17 protein-coding genes and 1 pseudogene are annotated in these 14,646 nt (G+C 70.4%); 7 read left to right on the top strand and 11 right to left on the bottom strand.

Annotated features, from left to right (window positions below):
- The first annotated feature begins 295 nt into the window (after window positions 1–295).
- The gene (locus AC6CKD_RS33925; protein ID WP_498332655.1) at window positions 296–754 is read left to right on the top strand and encodes a transposase; all 459 of its coding nucleotides are present in this window, start codon (window positions 296–298) and stop codon (window positions 752–754) included.
- Window positions 751–963 (top strand): hypothetical protein, encoded by a 213-nt coding sequence (locus AC6CKD_RS33920; RefSeq protein ID WP_498332654.1) that lies wholly within the window; start codon window positions 751–753, stop codon window positions 961–963. Before AC6CKD_RS33925 ends, AC6CKD_RS33920 begins: the two co-directional genes overlap by 4 nt.
- On the opposite strand, the gene AC6CKD_RS33915 is transcribed toward AC6CKD_RS33920, so the two are convergent.
- Together AC6CKD_RS33915 and AC6CKD_RS33910 are read right to left on the bottom strand one after the other, a co-directional pair.
- Window positions 947–1,609 carry an HAD family hydrolase gene (locus AC6CKD_RS33915; RefSeq protein ID WP_498332653.1) on the bottom strand — a complete coding sequence of 221 codons (663 nt, stop codon included), beginning with the start codon at window positions 1,607–1,609 and terminating at the stop codon, window positions 947–949. The two genes, AC6CKD_RS33920 and AC6CKD_RS33915, sit on opposite strands and share 17 nt — an antisense overlap.
- Window positions 1,610–1,722: 113 nt before the next feature.
- A complete protein-coding gene (locus tag AC6CKD_RS33910; RefSeq protein WP_498332652.1) occupies window positions 1,723–3,027 on the bottom strand; it encodes a serine/threonine-protein kinase in 1,305 nt (434 codons plus the stop codon).
- A 253-nt stretch (window positions 3,028–3,280) separates the two neighbouring features.
- Between AC6CKD_RS33910 and AC6CKD_RS33905 the strand changes: the two genes are divergently transcribed.
- The 4 genes and pseudogenes from AC6CKD_RS33905 to AC6CKD_RS33890 all read left to right on the top strand — a co-directional run bounded on the left by AC6CKD_RS33905 (window position 3,281) and on the right by AC6CKD_RS33890 (window position 5,154).
- Window positions 3,281–3,901, top strand: a complete 621-nt coding sequence (locus tag AC6CKD_RS33905; protein ID WP_498332651.1) for an MEDS domain-containing protein — start codon at window positions 3,281–3,283, stop codon at window positions 3,899–3,901.
- Entirely contained in the window at window positions 3,892–4,173 is a 282-nt protein-coding gene (locus AC6CKD_RS33900; RefSeq protein WP_498332650.1) for an STAS domain-containing protein, read from the top strand. Before AC6CKD_RS33905 ends, AC6CKD_RS33900 begins: the two co-directional genes overlap by 10 nt.
- Window positions 4,170–4,913, top strand: a pseudogene (locus tag AC6CKD_RS33895) (anti-sigma factor RsbA family regulatory protein); the annotation flags it as partial. The gene AC6CKD_RS33900 and the pseudogene AC6CKD_RS33895, both read left to right, overlap by 4 nt.
- A gap of 25 nt (window positions 4,914–4,938) precedes the next feature.
- Window positions 4,939–5,154: a hypothetical protein gene (locus AC6CKD_RS33890; RefSeq protein WP_498332702.1), complete on the top strand. Its 216-nt coding sequence runs from the start codon at window positions 4,939–4,941 to the stop codon at window positions 5,152–5,154.
- 37 nt (window positions 5,155–5,191) lie between these two features.
- Here the strand turns inward: AC6CKD_RS33890 and AC6CKD_RS33885 are convergent, their stop codons facing one another.
- The gene (locus AC6CKD_RS33885; protein WP_498332649.1) at window positions 5,192–5,593 is read right to left on the bottom strand and encodes an SsgA family sporulation/cell division regulator; all 402 of its coding nucleotides are present in this window, start codon (window positions 5,591–5,593) and stop codon (window positions 5,192–5,194) included.
- A gap of 329 nt (window positions 5,594–5,922) precedes the next feature.
- Here AC6CKD_RS33885 and AC6CKD_RS33880 point away from each other — a divergent pair, with 329 nt between their 5' ends.
- Window positions 5,923–6,546, top strand: a complete 624-nt coding sequence (locus AC6CKD_RS33880) for a flavodoxin family protein (RefSeq protein ID WP_498332648.1) — start codon at window positions 5,923–5,925, stop codon at window positions 6,544–6,546.
- Window positions 6,547–6,595: 49 nt separating this feature from the next.
- Here AC6CKD_RS33880 and AC6CKD_RS33875 read toward each other — a convergent pair whose 3' ends face one another.
- From AC6CKD_RS33875 to AC6CKD_RS33840, 8 genes are all read right to left on the bottom strand, one after another.
- Entirely contained in the window at window positions 6,596–6,838 is a 243-nt protein-coding gene (locus tag AC6CKD_RS33875; protein WP_498332647.1) for a protealysin inhibitor emfourin, read from the bottom strand.
- 133 nt (window positions 6,839–6,971) lie between these two features.
- Complete coding sequence (locus AC6CKD_RS33870; RefSeq protein WP_498332646.1) at window positions 6,972–7,679, bottom strand: phosphatase PAP2 family protein; 708 nt, start codon at window positions 7,677–7,679, stop codon at window positions 6,972–6,974.
- A gap of 233 nt (window positions 7,680–7,912) precedes the next feature.
- Window positions 7,913–8,866 (bottom strand): YihY/virulence factor BrkB family protein, encoded by a 954-nt coding sequence (locus AC6CKD_RS33865; RefSeq protein ID WP_498332645.1) that lies wholly within the window; start codon window positions 8,864–8,866, stop codon window positions 7,913–7,915.
- Window positions 8,867–8,955: 89 nt separating this feature from the next.
- Window positions 8,956–10,659, bottom strand: a complete 1,704-nt coding sequence (locus AC6CKD_RS33860) for a bifunctional phosphatase PAP2/diacylglycerol kinase family protein (RefSeq protein ID WP_498332644.1) — start codon at window positions 10,657–10,659, stop codon at window positions 8,956–8,958.
- 424 nt (window positions 10,660–11,083) lie between these two features.
- The gene (locus AC6CKD_RS33855) at window positions 11,084–11,485 is read right to left on the bottom strand and encodes a hypothetical protein (RefSeq protein WP_498332643.1); all 402 of its coding nucleotides are present in this window, start codon (window positions 11,483–11,485) and stop codon (window positions 11,084–11,086) included.
- A 497-nt stretch (window positions 11,486–11,982) separates the two neighbouring features.
- Window positions 11,983–12,384 carry a hypothetical protein gene (locus tag AC6CKD_RS33850; RefSeq protein WP_498332642.1) on the bottom strand — a complete coding sequence of 134 codons (402 nt, stop codon included), beginning with the start codon at window positions 12,382–12,384 and terminating at the stop codon, window positions 11,983–11,985.
- A 202-nt stretch (window positions 12,385–12,586) separates the two neighbouring features.
- Window positions 12,587–13,627 carry an ArsR/SmtB family transcription factor gene (locus tag AC6CKD_RS33845; protein WP_498332641.1) on the bottom strand — a complete coding sequence of 347 codons (1,041 nt, stop codon included), beginning with the start codon at window positions 13,625–13,627 and terminating at the stop codon, window positions 12,587–12,589.
- A 640-nt stretch (window positions 13,628–14,267) separates the two neighbouring features.
- Window positions 14,268–14,618: a hypothetical protein gene (locus tag AC6CKD_RS33840; protein WP_498332640.1), complete on the bottom strand. Its 351-nt coding sequence runs from the start codon at window positions 14,616–14,618 to the stop codon at window positions 14,268–14,270.
- Between the last annotated feature and the right edge of the window lie 28 nt (window positions 14,619–14,646).

Here is a 14,646-nt window from a genome sequence, read left to right as displayed (position 1 = left end):
CCTCCGTACCCTTTTCCCTGCTGTGTTCACGGCCGGAACTCACGCTCCGGCCTACCCATCGCTTGCCCCGTGTTCTTCCTCGTACACCTCTCCGGTCATCCAGAGCCCCTCACATGGCGACGTTGCGGTTGCCTGTTACCCCGCAACACCAAATGTGAATGGTGACTCTGCGAAACACCTGCCAGCGATACCGCTGCTGCCCTTCGGCCGACGACAATACCGATGAGCCAGGGCACGCGGACCGCGATAGCAACGCCCCAGAGAATTTTGATCGCGAAACCAACACCGGCAAGAAGTGCAGCACCCGTTAAGCCCGTGGAGCCGTTGCTACCCAAGGGCAGAAAACCGGGGGCGCCCACCGATATGGACCAGGCGGCAACTGATCGGCGGCATACGGTTTCGCGCCCACACCCGCACCGGTGTCCCGTGGCGGGACGTGCCGGAGCGGTACGGGCCCTGGGCCCGGGGGTACGATTTGTTCCGCCGCTGGCAGCGGGACGGCACCTGGCAGCGGATCTTCAGCGAACTGCAGGCCGAAGCCGACGCCAAAGAGCTCATCACCTGGGACCTCAACATCGACTCCACCGTGTGCCGGGCCCACCAGCACGCCGCCGGGGCGAGGAAAGGGGGACCTGCAGGTCGAGCCGCCCGGCGGCGTCACTGTCGAGCCGGACGACCACGCCCCTCGGACGCTCGCGCGGCGGACTGGCGACCAAGCTGCACCTGGCTGTCGAGCAGGGGCAGAAGCCCATGATCCTGGTGATCACCGCCGGACAGCGTGGCGACTCCCCGCAGTTCGCGCCCGTACCGAACAAGGTTCGCGTCACCCGCCAGGGCGCCGGCCGCCCGCGCACCAGGCCCTGCCGGGTCCGCGCCGACCGTTCCGTAGCCACGAGACACGACAAGCTCGCGATCCGCTACGAGGCGACCGTCCTCATAGCGGCCATCAACGAGTTGCTGTGACCAAGCGACTCAGGAAGGGAAGCACGCCTCGGAGGTCGCCGCCGTCCACCGTGACGGTCGCCGCCGCCCGTGCTCCTGCCGAGGCATTGAACGCCACACTCAGTGCGACGGAGGCGAACAAGGGCAGGTCGGAGCGGCTGTCTCCCACGGCCCCGCACGAGCGGGGAGCCAATCCGAGCTCTCGGGCCTGTTCGAGGCCGAAGTCTCGTTTGTCGTACTCGTCGAAGTGGCGGGCGACGCGGCCGGTGAACCGATTGTCGGTGGTCTCCAGCCGAGGTCCGCTGAACGCGTGGAAGCCGAAGCGGTCGGTCAGGTAACTGCCAACCGGCGACCAGGCCAGAGTGGCCAGCACGGGCACCAACCCGTTCCGCCGGCACCAGCCCACGGTCTCCGTGATGCCCGAGACCAAGGGAAGCCCATCGAGCCAGCCAGCGACTTGCTCTTCGGACACACCCGCCCAGCCCTTGGCATCCAGCTCCGAGACTTGTCGATTGTCAAGGTCACCGGAGGCGTAGGCGTCCTCGGCCTTGGCCAACTCGTCCCGATGGCCAAGGAAGCCAGCCAGAAAGACCGACGAACTCGTGCCTGGGACGAGGGTGCCATCGACATCGAAGAACACGACGCCCGCATGATCGGATGAGAACACCGGCCAAGGATGTCACCGACACGCAAGACGCCGGATCCGGGGGTACCCCACGTACTTCCGATACGCGCCCGAACGCCGCCTGCCAGATGAAGGCGTGCGAGACATAAGGTCGATCACCACCCCTTGCCCTTCTTACCCTCCGCCTTCCCGGGGCTGTCCTTCGTCTTCGCCGCCGGTGCCTTCGCCGGGAGCCGATCGCTGCCCTCCTGCGACTCCGCTGTACTGGTGGACGCCTGGAGTTCGGGTGCGGTGGGTGGTGTAGCGCTGGGCAGCGGCGAGGGCGGGACCGACTCGGGCTCTACCGGCGCGGTGCTGTTCGTTGCAGTCGGCTGCTCGCGGCCCGGCGCGACGGCAGGCATGCTGCCGTCCCCCGCCGGGATGCCTCCCATCACCAGCGTGCAGGCTCCCGCGACACTCACCGCCGCGAGGCCCAACCGAGCCCCATAACGACGACGCGCAGCCCTTCTATGCGTCGGTCCGGGAGTTCGCGCGGTTTCGGCGCGCGGACCCGCCGCAGCGAGGGGGCGCAACGACGAGCGGTGCGGGGAGGTATCCGTGGGGGGCGCGCTCCTCGCGGTGTGGGATCGCGGGGCGCGGGCGATGCCCTGCAGGCGCACGTGGACGGCGGCGGCATCAGGACGTACCGCGGGATCCCGGCCGGTCATGGCCTTCAGCAGACGGGCGAGGTCGTCCGGCAGCCCGTCGGGTATCCGGGGCGGATGCAGGAGGCGGTCGGTGCCGATCTCCACGGGCGTTCCCCGGTACTCCCGGTGGCCGGTGAGCGCTTCGAGGAGTGTCACTCCCAGGGCGTAGATGTCGCTGGCCGTACTCGCGCCCTGGCCGAGGAGTTGCTCGGGGGCCATGTAGGCGACAGTGCCGACCAGGGTGTCGGGTGCGCTGATGGAACGCTCGTGCACGGACCTGGACAGCCCGAAGTCGGCGAGGTGCGGGGAGCCGTCCTCACTGAGCAGGACGTTGGAGGGTTTCACGTCGTGGTGGATGATGCCGTGAGCGTGGACGTGGTCGAGGGCTGACGAGATGTCGGCGCCGATCCGTGTGACCTGGACGGGGCTGAGGGGGCCGGCGTCCACTCGGGCGCGCAGGGTGGCACCACGGATCAACTCGGTGACCATGAAGGCACCCTGTCCGTGGCGGCCGGCATCGTAGACGGTGACCAGGGCCCGGTGGGAAAGGCGGGCGAGCAGACGTGCTTCGTCATAGAAGCGATCGGCCGTGACCGTGTCCGTGCCCACGCGGAACACTTTGACGGCCACCTCACGGTCCAGGACTTGATCCATGCCGCGGAAGACATCCGCCGTCCCGCCGGATCCTATGGGGCCTTCGAGCCGGTAGCGACCACCCACCAGAGCGTCGCATTCAGGCAGGGCTCCGTACGTGGGGACAGGCCGGGCCGGCATGGGGTCCTCCTCCGCTCGCGGGCAGTGCCGCGCGCTTACCCGTTGCGGGTCGCACTACGCACCGGCTGCCGGCAGCCGAGCCGAGCCGGCGGCTCTGCCCGTAGAGGGCATAGGGCTTCGTGAGAGCGAAGCCGGCGTCAGACGCATACCTGGACCGGGTATTATTGACGGCCACTTGGAACACCGCCCGCAGGCGGTGGGACGAGCCTTTTCCACGCGGGCTCGCGAGCCAGGGGCGGACGGTGAGGAAACGATGATCGCGCGGGGCAGCAGGGAGCGGTCGGTCCACAGCCTTGGCCATGGGGATCACGTGTGTCTGGCGTTCGCCGACGATTCCGAGCAGCGCCGGGTTGTCACCGCCTACGTGTCCGATGGGCTGAAGCGCGGTGAGCGGGTGATGTATTTCGCCGACCGGCAGAAGCCTGCCGTGGTGCTCGACTGGCTCCGGTCGACGCAGGTGGATCCGGACGCCGCGTTGTCCAGCGGACAGCTGCAGGTGGTCACCGCCAGCGACGGCTACCTGGTTTCGGGACGTTTCGACGCCACGGCGATGGTGGCCACCCTCCGGCAGGAGATGGCAAGCGCCGCGGCCTCTGGTTTCAAAGGACTCCGGGTCAGCGGTGAAATGAGCTGGGTCCTCCGTGAGATCGCCGACGCGGACGAACTCGCCGCATACGAGAGCATGGTCAATTCGGTCTTCGAGGGACAGCCCGCTTCGGCCGTCTGCCAGTACGATGCCCGCCTCTTTCACCCCGCTCAACTGCAGACCTACGACCACTGCCACCGGGCTCCGTGGAACTCTCCCCGCTCTACGAGGACGAACTGTTGCGGATCGTGCCCACCTTCGAGGAAGGGCAACGAACGATGCGTGTGATCGGCACCGTGGACTACCGCACCACCGACGCTCTGACTGCGGTCTTGGACGCCACCCTCGACTGGGCCGGGGACGTGCGGGTGGACATGAGCGCACTCGAGTTCATCGACCTGGCCGGTCTGCGAACTCTGGTGCACACCGCCGAGCGATACGAGCCTGGCCGCCACATGCGGGTGGTGGAACTCGCCCCGCTGCTGTGCCAGGTGATAGCCGTGGCCGGCTTCGACCAGCAGGACGCCCTGGTCGTCACCTCCCCGGAAGCCTCGGTATGAGCAGCGTGATCGACGTGACCACCCCGCAGCCCGACCGGACCCCCCGGTTGGTGCACCAAGGCCTGGTCTACGGGTCCGACGAGGCGTTCTTGGCCGCGACCGTCCCGTTCTGCCTGGACGGTCTCCAGCAGGACGAGGCGGTCCTCGCCGTCACCACACCCGCCAACATCGACCTGCTGCGTCAGCAACTCGGCAGTGCCGCCGGCGCGGTGCGGTTCATCGCGGCCGACGACTGGTACCAGACGCCTGGCAACACCCTCGGCGCCTACTACCGCTACGTCGACGAACGCACTGCCACGGGGCGCCATCCCCGGGTACGCGTGATCGGAGAGCCCGTCTGGCACGGCCGCGACGCATTGGAAACCGACGAGTGGACCCGCTACGAGGCCGTCATCAACCTCGCTTTCGCCCACTGCCCGGCCTGGATCGTCTGCCCCTACGACACACGGACGGTGCCCGACCGGATCGTCGCCGACGCCCGCCGCACCCACCCGCAGCTGGTGACCGGCCCCGCTGCTGAGACAAACGGTCACTACGCCCCTCCCCAGGGCACCGCCTGGCAGCGGAACCTGTCACCGGTTCCCGCGCCGGGAAGCAACGCCACGATGCGTTTCGGCACCGACTTGCACAACGTGCGCTCGTTCGTCGCCCAGCGTTCCGCGCTGCTGGGGATGTCCCCGCAGGGGGCGGAGCGTTTGACTTTCGCCGTCCACGAAGTGGCCACCAACGCTGTTCAGCACGGCGGGGGGGCGCGGCGAAGTCTCGGTGTGGCGTACGGGGCACAAGGTCATCTGCGAGATCAGCGACCCCGGCCCCACCCGCGTCCCCGCCGATACCGGGTGGACCCTCGGCTACCTGCCCCCGGCCCCCGGGCAGCCCCGCGGGCACGGCCTGTGGACCGTGCGCCAGCTGTGCGACTTGGTCGAATTCCACACCGGCGCCCCGGCCACGGTCGTTCGCCTCCACCTGAACCTTTCGTGAATCACCCGGGCCGGTCCTGGTCGGACGCCCGGACTCTTCAGCGAGCCAGGAACTCGTCGAGAAGCTTGTCGAGGTCGAGGAACTCCTCCCCGGCAGCGACGACTGCGTAGGTCTCGTCCAGGAAGCTCCTCAGCACGGGGGCATCCACAAGGACAACGGCACTCTCCTGCCGCTCGCCGCTCCGGCCGATCAGGTCGACGCGGAGTTCATCGCGGCCGGACCCCTTGTCGGGGCGGAATGCGACGTCGCCCTCCCCCACCGGACGGTGGAGCCCCTCGGCCAGCATCTGCCGGTCGAAGTGCCACCGTGCCAAGAGGTTGGCACCGTCCAGGAACTGCGCCTGCACCACGTACGGGTCTCCGCCGTCATACGAGAAGCGGGCAAGGCAATCCAGGTCGCCCGCCGCCGTCTCGAGGCGCACAACGATCAGAGCAGACACGCAGGACATTGATGGGCCTCCAGGATGGGCTGCACGGCTACGCGCGTGTGCCCCGCTCCGCCCCCACCACACTGGCCCGATCGGGGGAACCGTGCGCCTGCGGCGACGGGCCGGAGAGCCATGATCCGTGGGCATGTGTGTGCGCCACGCTGCCCGCCGTCCCGGATTCCGCGGCACTGCTCGTGCCCGTCCGCGACGACGCCGGCCGGACCGTGGCCTTCACCGTGCGCGCGGGGAAACCACGGAAACCACGTCGTTCCCGACGTCGCAAAGGCGACGAACGGAATCGTCGCCACATCAAAGCCAGATGCATGGGTAGCAGGGGGACCATGGACACCACTGAAAACACCCCGCTGCGCGCCGTCGCGCTCGTCTGCACCCTCTCCCCCTCCCCCGCACCCTCCAGCTCACAGCTGCTGGCCGAGCAGACCATGGCCGCCCTCGCCGACCACGGAGTGACGGGCAAGACCATCCGGATCGCCGACCACGACGTGAAGCCCGGGGTGAAGACGGACATGGGCAGCGGAGATGCCTGGCCGGAGATCCGCGACACGATCCTGGGCTGCGACATCCTGATCCTGTCCACGCCCATCTGGCTGGGTCACGCCTCGAGCATCGCCCAGCGGGTGCTGGAACGCCTTGACGCGGAGCTCTCCGAGACCGATGACGAGGGCCGCAGGCTCACCTACGGCAAGGTCGCGGCGGTCTGCGTGGTCGGCAACGAAGACGGCGCCCACAAGGTCAGTGCCGACCTCTTCCAGGGCCTGAACGACGTCGGCTTCTCCCTCGCCCCCAACGCCGTCACCTACTGGGTCGGAGAAGCCATGCAGGGCACCGACTACCAGGACCTCGACAAGACGCCCGAGAAGACCGCCGCCACGACGGCCACGCTCGCCGCCAACACCGCCCACCTCGCCCGCCGCCTCAAGGGCTCCCGGTACCCTGCGACTTGATCCACGGTGCGCCACGGAGCGCAGACCTTCTTCGGGCCGGTGGAGCGGGTCAGGCCCCTTCACCGAGGACCGCGCGGATCAGTTCCCGCTGGTCTCCGGTCAGACTCGCCTCGTCGAGGTCGACCGCCTGGCCGTCGATCGTGATCCGGTAGTGGAAGCCGTCCGCGACCTGTCGTACGGCGCGGCGCGCGAGGCCCTCCCATTGCGCGGCGTCCCGCCGGACGGAGGTGTCGATCTTCCGCACCTTGTCCACGCCGGTGAAGCCCCCGGAGCGACTGACAGTGATCAGCATGGCCGTTCTCCTTCGGATGTAGAAGCTGTCCGTGGACTCGCCTGCCCCTGATCGGGCGCCGCTCCCCCGCCGGGCCCGCGCCGCGAGGCCAACGGCTCGAACTCGCCGGTGCCTGGCCGACAGGCGTCAGGCGTCAGGCGTCAGGTGCGGTGGTAACGGGCGGGTCGGGCGGGGGCGCTTCGGGGTCGGGTCCGGTGAGTTCCGGCTCCAGGCCCTCAGCCACCGCACTGCGTCGCCGTCCGGTGTCGGACCGCCAGGCCTCGAAGACCAGCGCCGTCGCGGTGACCACCCCGAGGCCCAGCAACCAGCCGCCCACGACGTCGCTGACCCAGTGGACCCCGAGCGCGACCCGCGTGTAGCCGACGCCCACCACGCTGACCAGAGCGACCGCCCACGGCAGCGGACGCCAGGCCCGCGGGATCAAGGGCAGCAGGACCAGCAGCAGGACGGCGCACGAGGTGGTCGCCGTCATCGCGTGGCCGGAGGGGAAGGAGAACCCCGGCGCGTGGGCGACGGGGTCCGGCAGGTGCGGCCGCGCCCGCTCCACCGCGCTTTTGACCAGGAGCCCGATCAGACCGCCCGCGACCGCCGTGACGCCGGCCCAGGCCGCCAGCCGCCAGGCACGCCGGCTCACCAGCCAGGCCACGAGTACGGCGACCAGCAGGCGCATGGTGACCGGGTCCCAGACCCAGTCCGAGAGCACGCGCAGGAGGCCCACCCGGTCCGGATGGGCGAGCGCGCCGGCGTGGAGGCGTTCGGCCGCGCCCCGGTCCAGGCGGTGCAGTGGCTCCCACTGGGACTGCACCAGTACCAGGGCGAGGGCGAACGGTACGGCTGCCACGGCCGTCACCGCCACGGCGAGCAGGAGTCTGGCGCCGAAGGTGGCGTCGGGTCCGGAGTGCCGCGCGAGCAGTCTCCGTAGCGGACCTCGCGGATCACGCGGTCGCTGCGGATGCCCGGGGCCCCGCGGATGTCGCTGAACGCCTCGAGCACCTTCCGTGCGCCGTGCCATGGTGGCGACTCCCTCTTCTGTGCGTGCGGTGGCGGCCCTCCGGCCGCCAGTGACTGGGGCGGTCAGACCCCGGGATCGTTCATGACCGGTTCCCTCACTCCCGCCCGTACGGCTTCCAGCTGGGCGGCGAAGGAGAGGCCGAGGAAGAGCGCCATCGAGGTGAGGTAGGACCAGAGCAGCAGGGACACGATGGCGCTCAGGGGCCCGTAGACACTGGTGAAGGAGCTGCTCTCGTCTATGTAGAGACTCAGCGCCCAGGTCGCGAGGTTCCACAGCACCAGGTGGACGACGGCCCCGAAGGCCAGCCAGGTGTAACCGGGCTGGCGCCGGCGCGGGGACAGCCGGAAGATCGCACTGGTGGCGAGGACGGCGAGCAGGATGCCCAGTGGCCAGCGCAGCAGTTCCCATGCCCGGACGGTGTCGGGAGAGAGCCGGTACACCTCGGCCAGTGCGCGGGTCAGGTGGGTGCCGATCACGGTGAGGATGAAGCTGAGTCCCAGCGGAAGTCCCGCGAGGGCCGCCATCACCAGGCCGCGGGTGTACTTCATGAGGAAGGGCCGGTCCCGCTCGTTGCCGTATATGCGGTTGGCACCCCGTTCGACCTGGCAGAGGGCGGTGGTGACGTTGGCCAGGGAGAACAGCAGGCCCAGCCACAGCGCGACCTGGCCGCCGTCGCCGGCGTGGCGCCTGCTCTCGCTGAGCGCGTCGTCCACGACGGCCTGGCCCGGGCCGCTGGTGAGCCCGCGGATGGTGAGTTCGGCGACCCGGCCCACGTCCTCGGTGTGCAGCACCCCGGACAGGCCGACGGCGGCGATGGCCAGCGGGACGATCGACAGGACGGTCTGCAGGGCGAGCGCGCGGGCGTGGCTGAAGCCGTCGGCATAGCGGAAGCGCACGAAGGAGTCGCGCGCCAGGCTCCAGCCGCCGTAGCGGCGCAGTGCGGTCCACGCCTCGTCGGCGGAGAGCTCCTCGCCGCGCACGTCGTGGCGTTGCGGTACCCGTCTCGCGGTGCCCATCGTGTTCCTGCCTTCTGGTGTCTCGTGGAGCTCGCGGACCTGGGGGCTTGCGGACGTCCGGTGTTGAGGGGGGCGTGCGCCGCCCGACTTCAGGACGGTGTGCCGGGGGCCGCCGCCGGAAGCTGCTCGGCGGATGGGGCATGCGGCGCCCCGGGCGCGCGGGGCAGGTACACCTGCAGGGCTCCCGGTTCGATCTCGGCGGTGAGGCGGACACCGTCGCTCACGGCATCACCGTCGAGCTCGCGCGGCTGCGGTACGGCGCAGCGGACGTCTATCCGGGTGGCGCTGAAGTACTCCAGCGCTCCCCCGGCCTCACTGCGCCCGGCCGGGGCGGCCGGGCCGGGGGCCGCCGCCGGACGCCGGCGCAGGAGGCGGGCCGCCAGGTACCCGGCCGCGGTGAGCCATCCGGCGGGGCCGCGCGGGTCGAAGAGCACCACTTCCAGGCGTCCGCTGTCCGGCCTCGCGGCCGGCAGGAGCGGCAGACCGCCCTGCAAGGTGCCGACGTTCCCGAGGACGACCATGCGGGCCCGGCGCCGCAGCCGGCGGCCCCCGTCGACGCGGACCGTGAGGCGGACGCCGGGATCGCGCAGGTGCCGCAGGGCCGACAGGACGTACGCGGCCCAGCCCATCCGGGACTTGAGCCGCGGGGAGGTGTCCCGGACCATCGCGGCGTCGAATCCGGCGCCGGCCATGACGGTGAACCGCATCGGCTCGAGCCCGTCGCCCCGGACCCGGCCTACGTCGATGCCGAAGCTCTCGCCGGACAGGGACTCGGCCAGGGCGGCGGCCGGGTCCATCGGGAGGCCGAGGTTGCGGGCGAGGAGGTTTCCGGTGCCGCATGGTACGACGGCCAGCGGGATCCGTGTCCCCGCCAGGACGTCGGCGCAGGCACGCAGGGTGCCGTCGCCTCCGCAGACCACCACGAGGGCGGGGCGGACGGGCCGGAGGTCCTGCGCCAGGGTGCCGCAGGGGAGCTCGGCTGAGGTCAGGATCCATCGGAGGTCCCGGTGGCCGTGCTCGCGCAGGACGGCGGCCAGCCGGTCCGCGAGCTGGTCCGGGCAGCCGTACGGGTGACGCACGACGAGGACCGGGCCACCGGTGCCGCGCGGGGCGGGCACCTCCCGGTCGGATCGCCCCGTTCCGTCGTGCTCAGCAGCGGACTGTCGCCCGTACAGCAGCGCGAACCCGGTGATCAGCAGGGTCAAAGTCCCGTTGAGCAGGCCGCCCGCCACATCGCTGGGGTAGTGCATTCCGCGGTACATCCGCGACAGTCCGACGGCCGGCGGGATCAGCAGCAGGGTGCCCGTCACCGCGTAGCGCCACGGGCCGCGCATGCGCATCGCGGCGATGACGGCCAGTCCCCCGTAGAGCGCGAGGGAAGCGCCGACGTGCCCGGAAGGGAAGCTCGACGTGGGCGGCGCGGCATCCTCCTGGGGAACCGCGGGCCGCGGGCGGTCCACGAAGGCCGTCACCACCACGAACACCGCCGACTGCGCGGCCACCGAGACGCCGAGGAACAGCGCCTCGCTGCGCAGTGCGACGCGTGGGAGGACGAGCAGGGCGACGATGCAGACCAGCGTCGCGCCGATGACGGCCTGGGTGCCTGCGAGCACGGAGAACACCTCCGTGACTCGGGACGTGGCCGGATCCCGGCCCTCCGCCAGGTCCCTGCCGATCGAGGTCTCCGTCGACAGCGGCCAGTGCCCCGCGCCCGGTCCGGTGACCAGCCGTCCCAGCCCGACCATCAGGGCCGCATGCAGGGGAAGGAGCAGGAGCGGTCTGACACCACGCACGGAGGAACCGCAGCTTCGCTTCATGGATGCCTTCTGGCCCGCGCCGACCGAAGAATGCGGGGTCCTTGGCCACCACCCTCGCTCCAGAACGGGAAATGGGCCCCGACCCGTCAAGTCGGAGCCCGTTCAGACGCCGGGTCAGGCGGTGACGTCTGGTCAGTCAGTGCGGTCGCCGAAGGAGCCGCGGCCCGTACGGCGACGTTGGCCGCGTCGTGTACGGGCGGAGCATGTCGGGGCCTCCGCCGCCGGTCAGGGTCCAGCCGCACATGGCCGCCCAGGCTGGCGCTGCCGAGGCCGTCTTGGCGCGCTCGGTCCGGGTCGCCTTGAGTGTGCGACTCGGCGAAGCGGAACTCCGTGCTGTGCTTCGGGCGCTGCGTCGTGGGGCGGCGAGATGAGCTTCCGGGGCGGCGCGCGCTCGAATGGGTCAGGGCCGGTTGTACCACCCGCACGTGCTTGCATTCACGTTCCCATCGTCAATACAGATCCTGACGTGGGCGGCCCCGCCGGGCGCCTCCGCGGGGATTGTGATCTTGAACAGATGCGTCACGTCGCACTTAAGGCTGGTGTTCCCGGCGCCGAGCTCCTGGCCAGAGGCAGCGTACGCACTGAACGACGCCCTGAGGCAGCCGGCTGACCGGAGTGTTCCTTCGGCCACGACCGACCGGTTGTACCAAGTCAGGGTGCCGCGGACGTAGCTGGCACCGTACGAAACGTCGAAGGAGGTGGTCGGGTAGGCGGCGGTCTGCGCGCCGGCGGCGGGAGCGCCCAGCAAGGTGCCCGCGGTCAGCACGATGGAGCCGAGGGCGGCGGCGAGATGAGTCTTCATGCGATCTCCAGGATGGGACGAGCGGGTTCGTTTTCCCGCGTAGGGCGCAGACCAGGGTGAAGCCTTCGTGCTCGAGGTGTCCGGTGGCTGTCGATCAGGGCAGGGGCCCGTCCGGGGTCGCCTGTGTCAACGGGCGGGCCCCGAACGGCCTGCTCCTCCGCGCCGTCGGTCCGGTCGCATCTCGACCTCGGGCCAGACGCCCGGTCGGGCCTCGCTCCGTTTCCGGTTCCTTTCGGAGTTCTCCGCCACGTCGGGGCGATGGCAGCGCTGTGACCTGCTGGACAAAGGTGAGGTACCTGACAGGTTGCTGCGTCCGGCTCGCCTCAAATGTGCGACTTGGCGAAGCGGAACTCCGTGCTGTGCTTTGGGGGCCCGGCCGTCGATGGCGGGAGTCGCCGCTGCCTCGTGGGGCGGCGAGATGAGCTTCCGGAGCGGCGGGTGTTACTTCGCCTCGGGGCCCAGTGCGGCAACGTCACGTTCCGACCGGTCGGATGGGGTCAGGGCCGGTTGTACCGCACGCACTTGAGAGGGTTCGCGTTCGCATCGTCAACACAGACGATGACATACACGGCCCCACCGGGCACATCCGCAGGGATTACGGTCTGGAGCGGATACGTCACGTCGCACTTGGTGCTGGTGCTCCTGGCGCCGAGCTCGTTGCTAGAGGCACCGTACGCGCCGAACCACGCCCTGCGGCAGTCGACGGCCCGGAGTGTTCCTTCGACCCCGACCGACCGGTTGTACCAAGTCAGGGTGCCGCGGGCGTAGCTGGCCCCGTACGTAACGTCGAAGGAGGTGGTCGGGTAGGCGGCGGTCTGCGCGCCGGCGGCGGGAGCGCCCAGCAAGGTGCCCGCGGTCAGCACGACGGAACCGAGGGCGGCGGCGAGATGAGTCTTCATGCGATCTCCAGGATGGGATGAGCCGGTTGCGGCTTCACATCCTGGGCTGGCCGGCGGCCTGCGGCCTACCTCTTAAGCCACAACTTAAAGGGGCGGGACGGCAGGCGCGGCGGTGCCTCACGAACCTGGGGCTCGAGTGCCCGGTGTCGATCGAGCAGGGCGGCGCTGAGCGCGCCGGTCGATGCCGCGGTGCCCTCGGCCCTCACGGTTCCGTCAGCACACCGGTTCGCAGCAGGGCCAGCCCGAGGGGGGTGATGAGGTGCAGCACGGACCCGCCTCGGCGGCTGGTGGTGATGAGGTCCGTGTTCCGCAGCACGCTCGCGTGCTGACTGGCCGCTGCGGCCGTGACGTTGAGGCGGCGGGCCAGTTCGCTCGTCGTGCAGCCTTCTGCTGTCACCTGTAGGGCGGCGGCTCGCGTGCGGCCGAGCAGAGACTCCAGGTTTCGCATGGCGGAGCCGTCTGCTTCCGCCGGTCCGGCACCGGTCAACGGCCGACGGAGAGCCGGCACGGTCAGCCGGGGGGGCTGGGCGGTATCGAGCGGGTCCCAGAGAAAGTTCACCGGGCGCTTCGAGAAGACCGTGGGCGTGATGATCAGTCCCCTTCCCTGGAGGTGCACCTCGACTCGGCGCGGGTAGGGAGCTTCGAGCACGGGCGGACGCCAGCGGACCAATGGTGCGCAGATCGAACGCAGCAGCAGATCGATGCCTCCCTCCAGCACCAGGTTCGCGCAACGGGCGGTCAGCGCGACCAGTTCGGACCGCGCGCCGTGCCAGTAGGGCTCCACGGTCAGTCGGTGGCAGGCGCGCACGGCTTCGGCGAGCTCCCGCCGCGCGTCGCGGTCGCCCTCGGACACCCGTCTGGCCCACGGCAGGTGTCCGGGGTGGAACTCGAGACCCTCGAACTCGCGTCGCAGCCGGGACACCGGGGCGTGCAGCAGGTTGTCCACGGCGTGGTCCAGGGATGACACATCGCCCATCAGGGCCAGCAGATCAAGCCCGGGACCGCGCACCGGAACCAGGGACGTCAGGGGACGCGTGTCGGCCCCCAGCTGGCCCGCGACCGCTGACCGCCACGAGCGGAAGTTCGGAAGCTCCCGGTTCTCCCTCAGCAGCTCCAGGCTGTAGTAGACCTCCGCTGCGACGCCGATCGTTGCGGCCACCCGTGTCCGGGCAAGGTCTTCCGTCGTGAAGTGAATGCGTAACACCGACCGGCCTCCTGCAACCGAAGTGGAGCGCGGGAGCACACCCCCAGCATGCCCCAACCCGCCGCGCCCGAGCCGGCATTCAGGCGTCCGCCGCAGCCGCTTGCCGGCTGCGCCTGCGGCGCCCGTAAACCAGTTCGTCGTGCGACGGGTCGGGTCTGCCCCCGGCATGACTCGGATCATCGCTCACAACTCGGCCTTCTTCGGCGGCTTCGTCGCCGAGCCTGACCGCGCCTCGGACAACGGTCTGTGGGCGGGCGCACCACCGGTACCCGTGTTTCGGGGTGGAGAACAGGAACCGGTTCTCCGGGCTGCCCCCGAAGTGGAGCCGTGCCGTCCGACCGGCAGCAGACGCAGGCGGTGTCGGCCTGCCGACCGCTCATCGAGAGCAGGCCCCGGCCCACCTTGCTGACGGTGGCCGGCAGATGCGCGCTCGCCCCGATCGCGGTGGTACGCAGACCGAAACGGCCGAAGCGATGGTGCTGTGGTCGATGACCATGGTCATGAGCCGGCGCCGCGCGAAACAGCGACGCTGAAGGAGCCCGAGGTTTCCTCGGCAAGCCGGCCCCGCGCGGCCAGACGCTTCGCCTTGGACCGCACGCGCCGGACCGAGGACACGCGGACCGCCGCCTGACCGGGAGGTCCGGGAGCACGGGCCCCGGGCCTGCACGCCCGCGGCGTCCTACGAAGGCGCGTTGCCCGCCCGGCTCTGCTGCCGCACCCGACGCCTCATGTCTCGGGCGGGGACCGCGACCCCGATCAGGACCGGGACCCCCGCGGCGATCCCGACCCAGAGAACGAGCGCGAGGTAGCCGTAGGCGGCGTTCCGCGTGTCCTGGTCCGCCCATACGAGGAAGACGATGCTCACCACGAGCGCGACCGCCATGAGGGCGGCGACGACGACGGCGGTCCAGGTGAGAACGCCCGCCCACCGCCGGTAGGAAGCGGTGACCTCACTGGCCTGCGGTGGCGCGTACACGCCGGACGCACCGGGCGGCCGGGGCCAGTGGGAGGGGGGCTGCTGCTCGGACATGGGACCAGTTCTACTGTGCGCCGCCCCG

The organism is Streptomyces sp. GQ60 (assembly GCF_059758875.1).
This window is presented reverse-complemented; position numbering and strand designations above follow the sequence as displayed.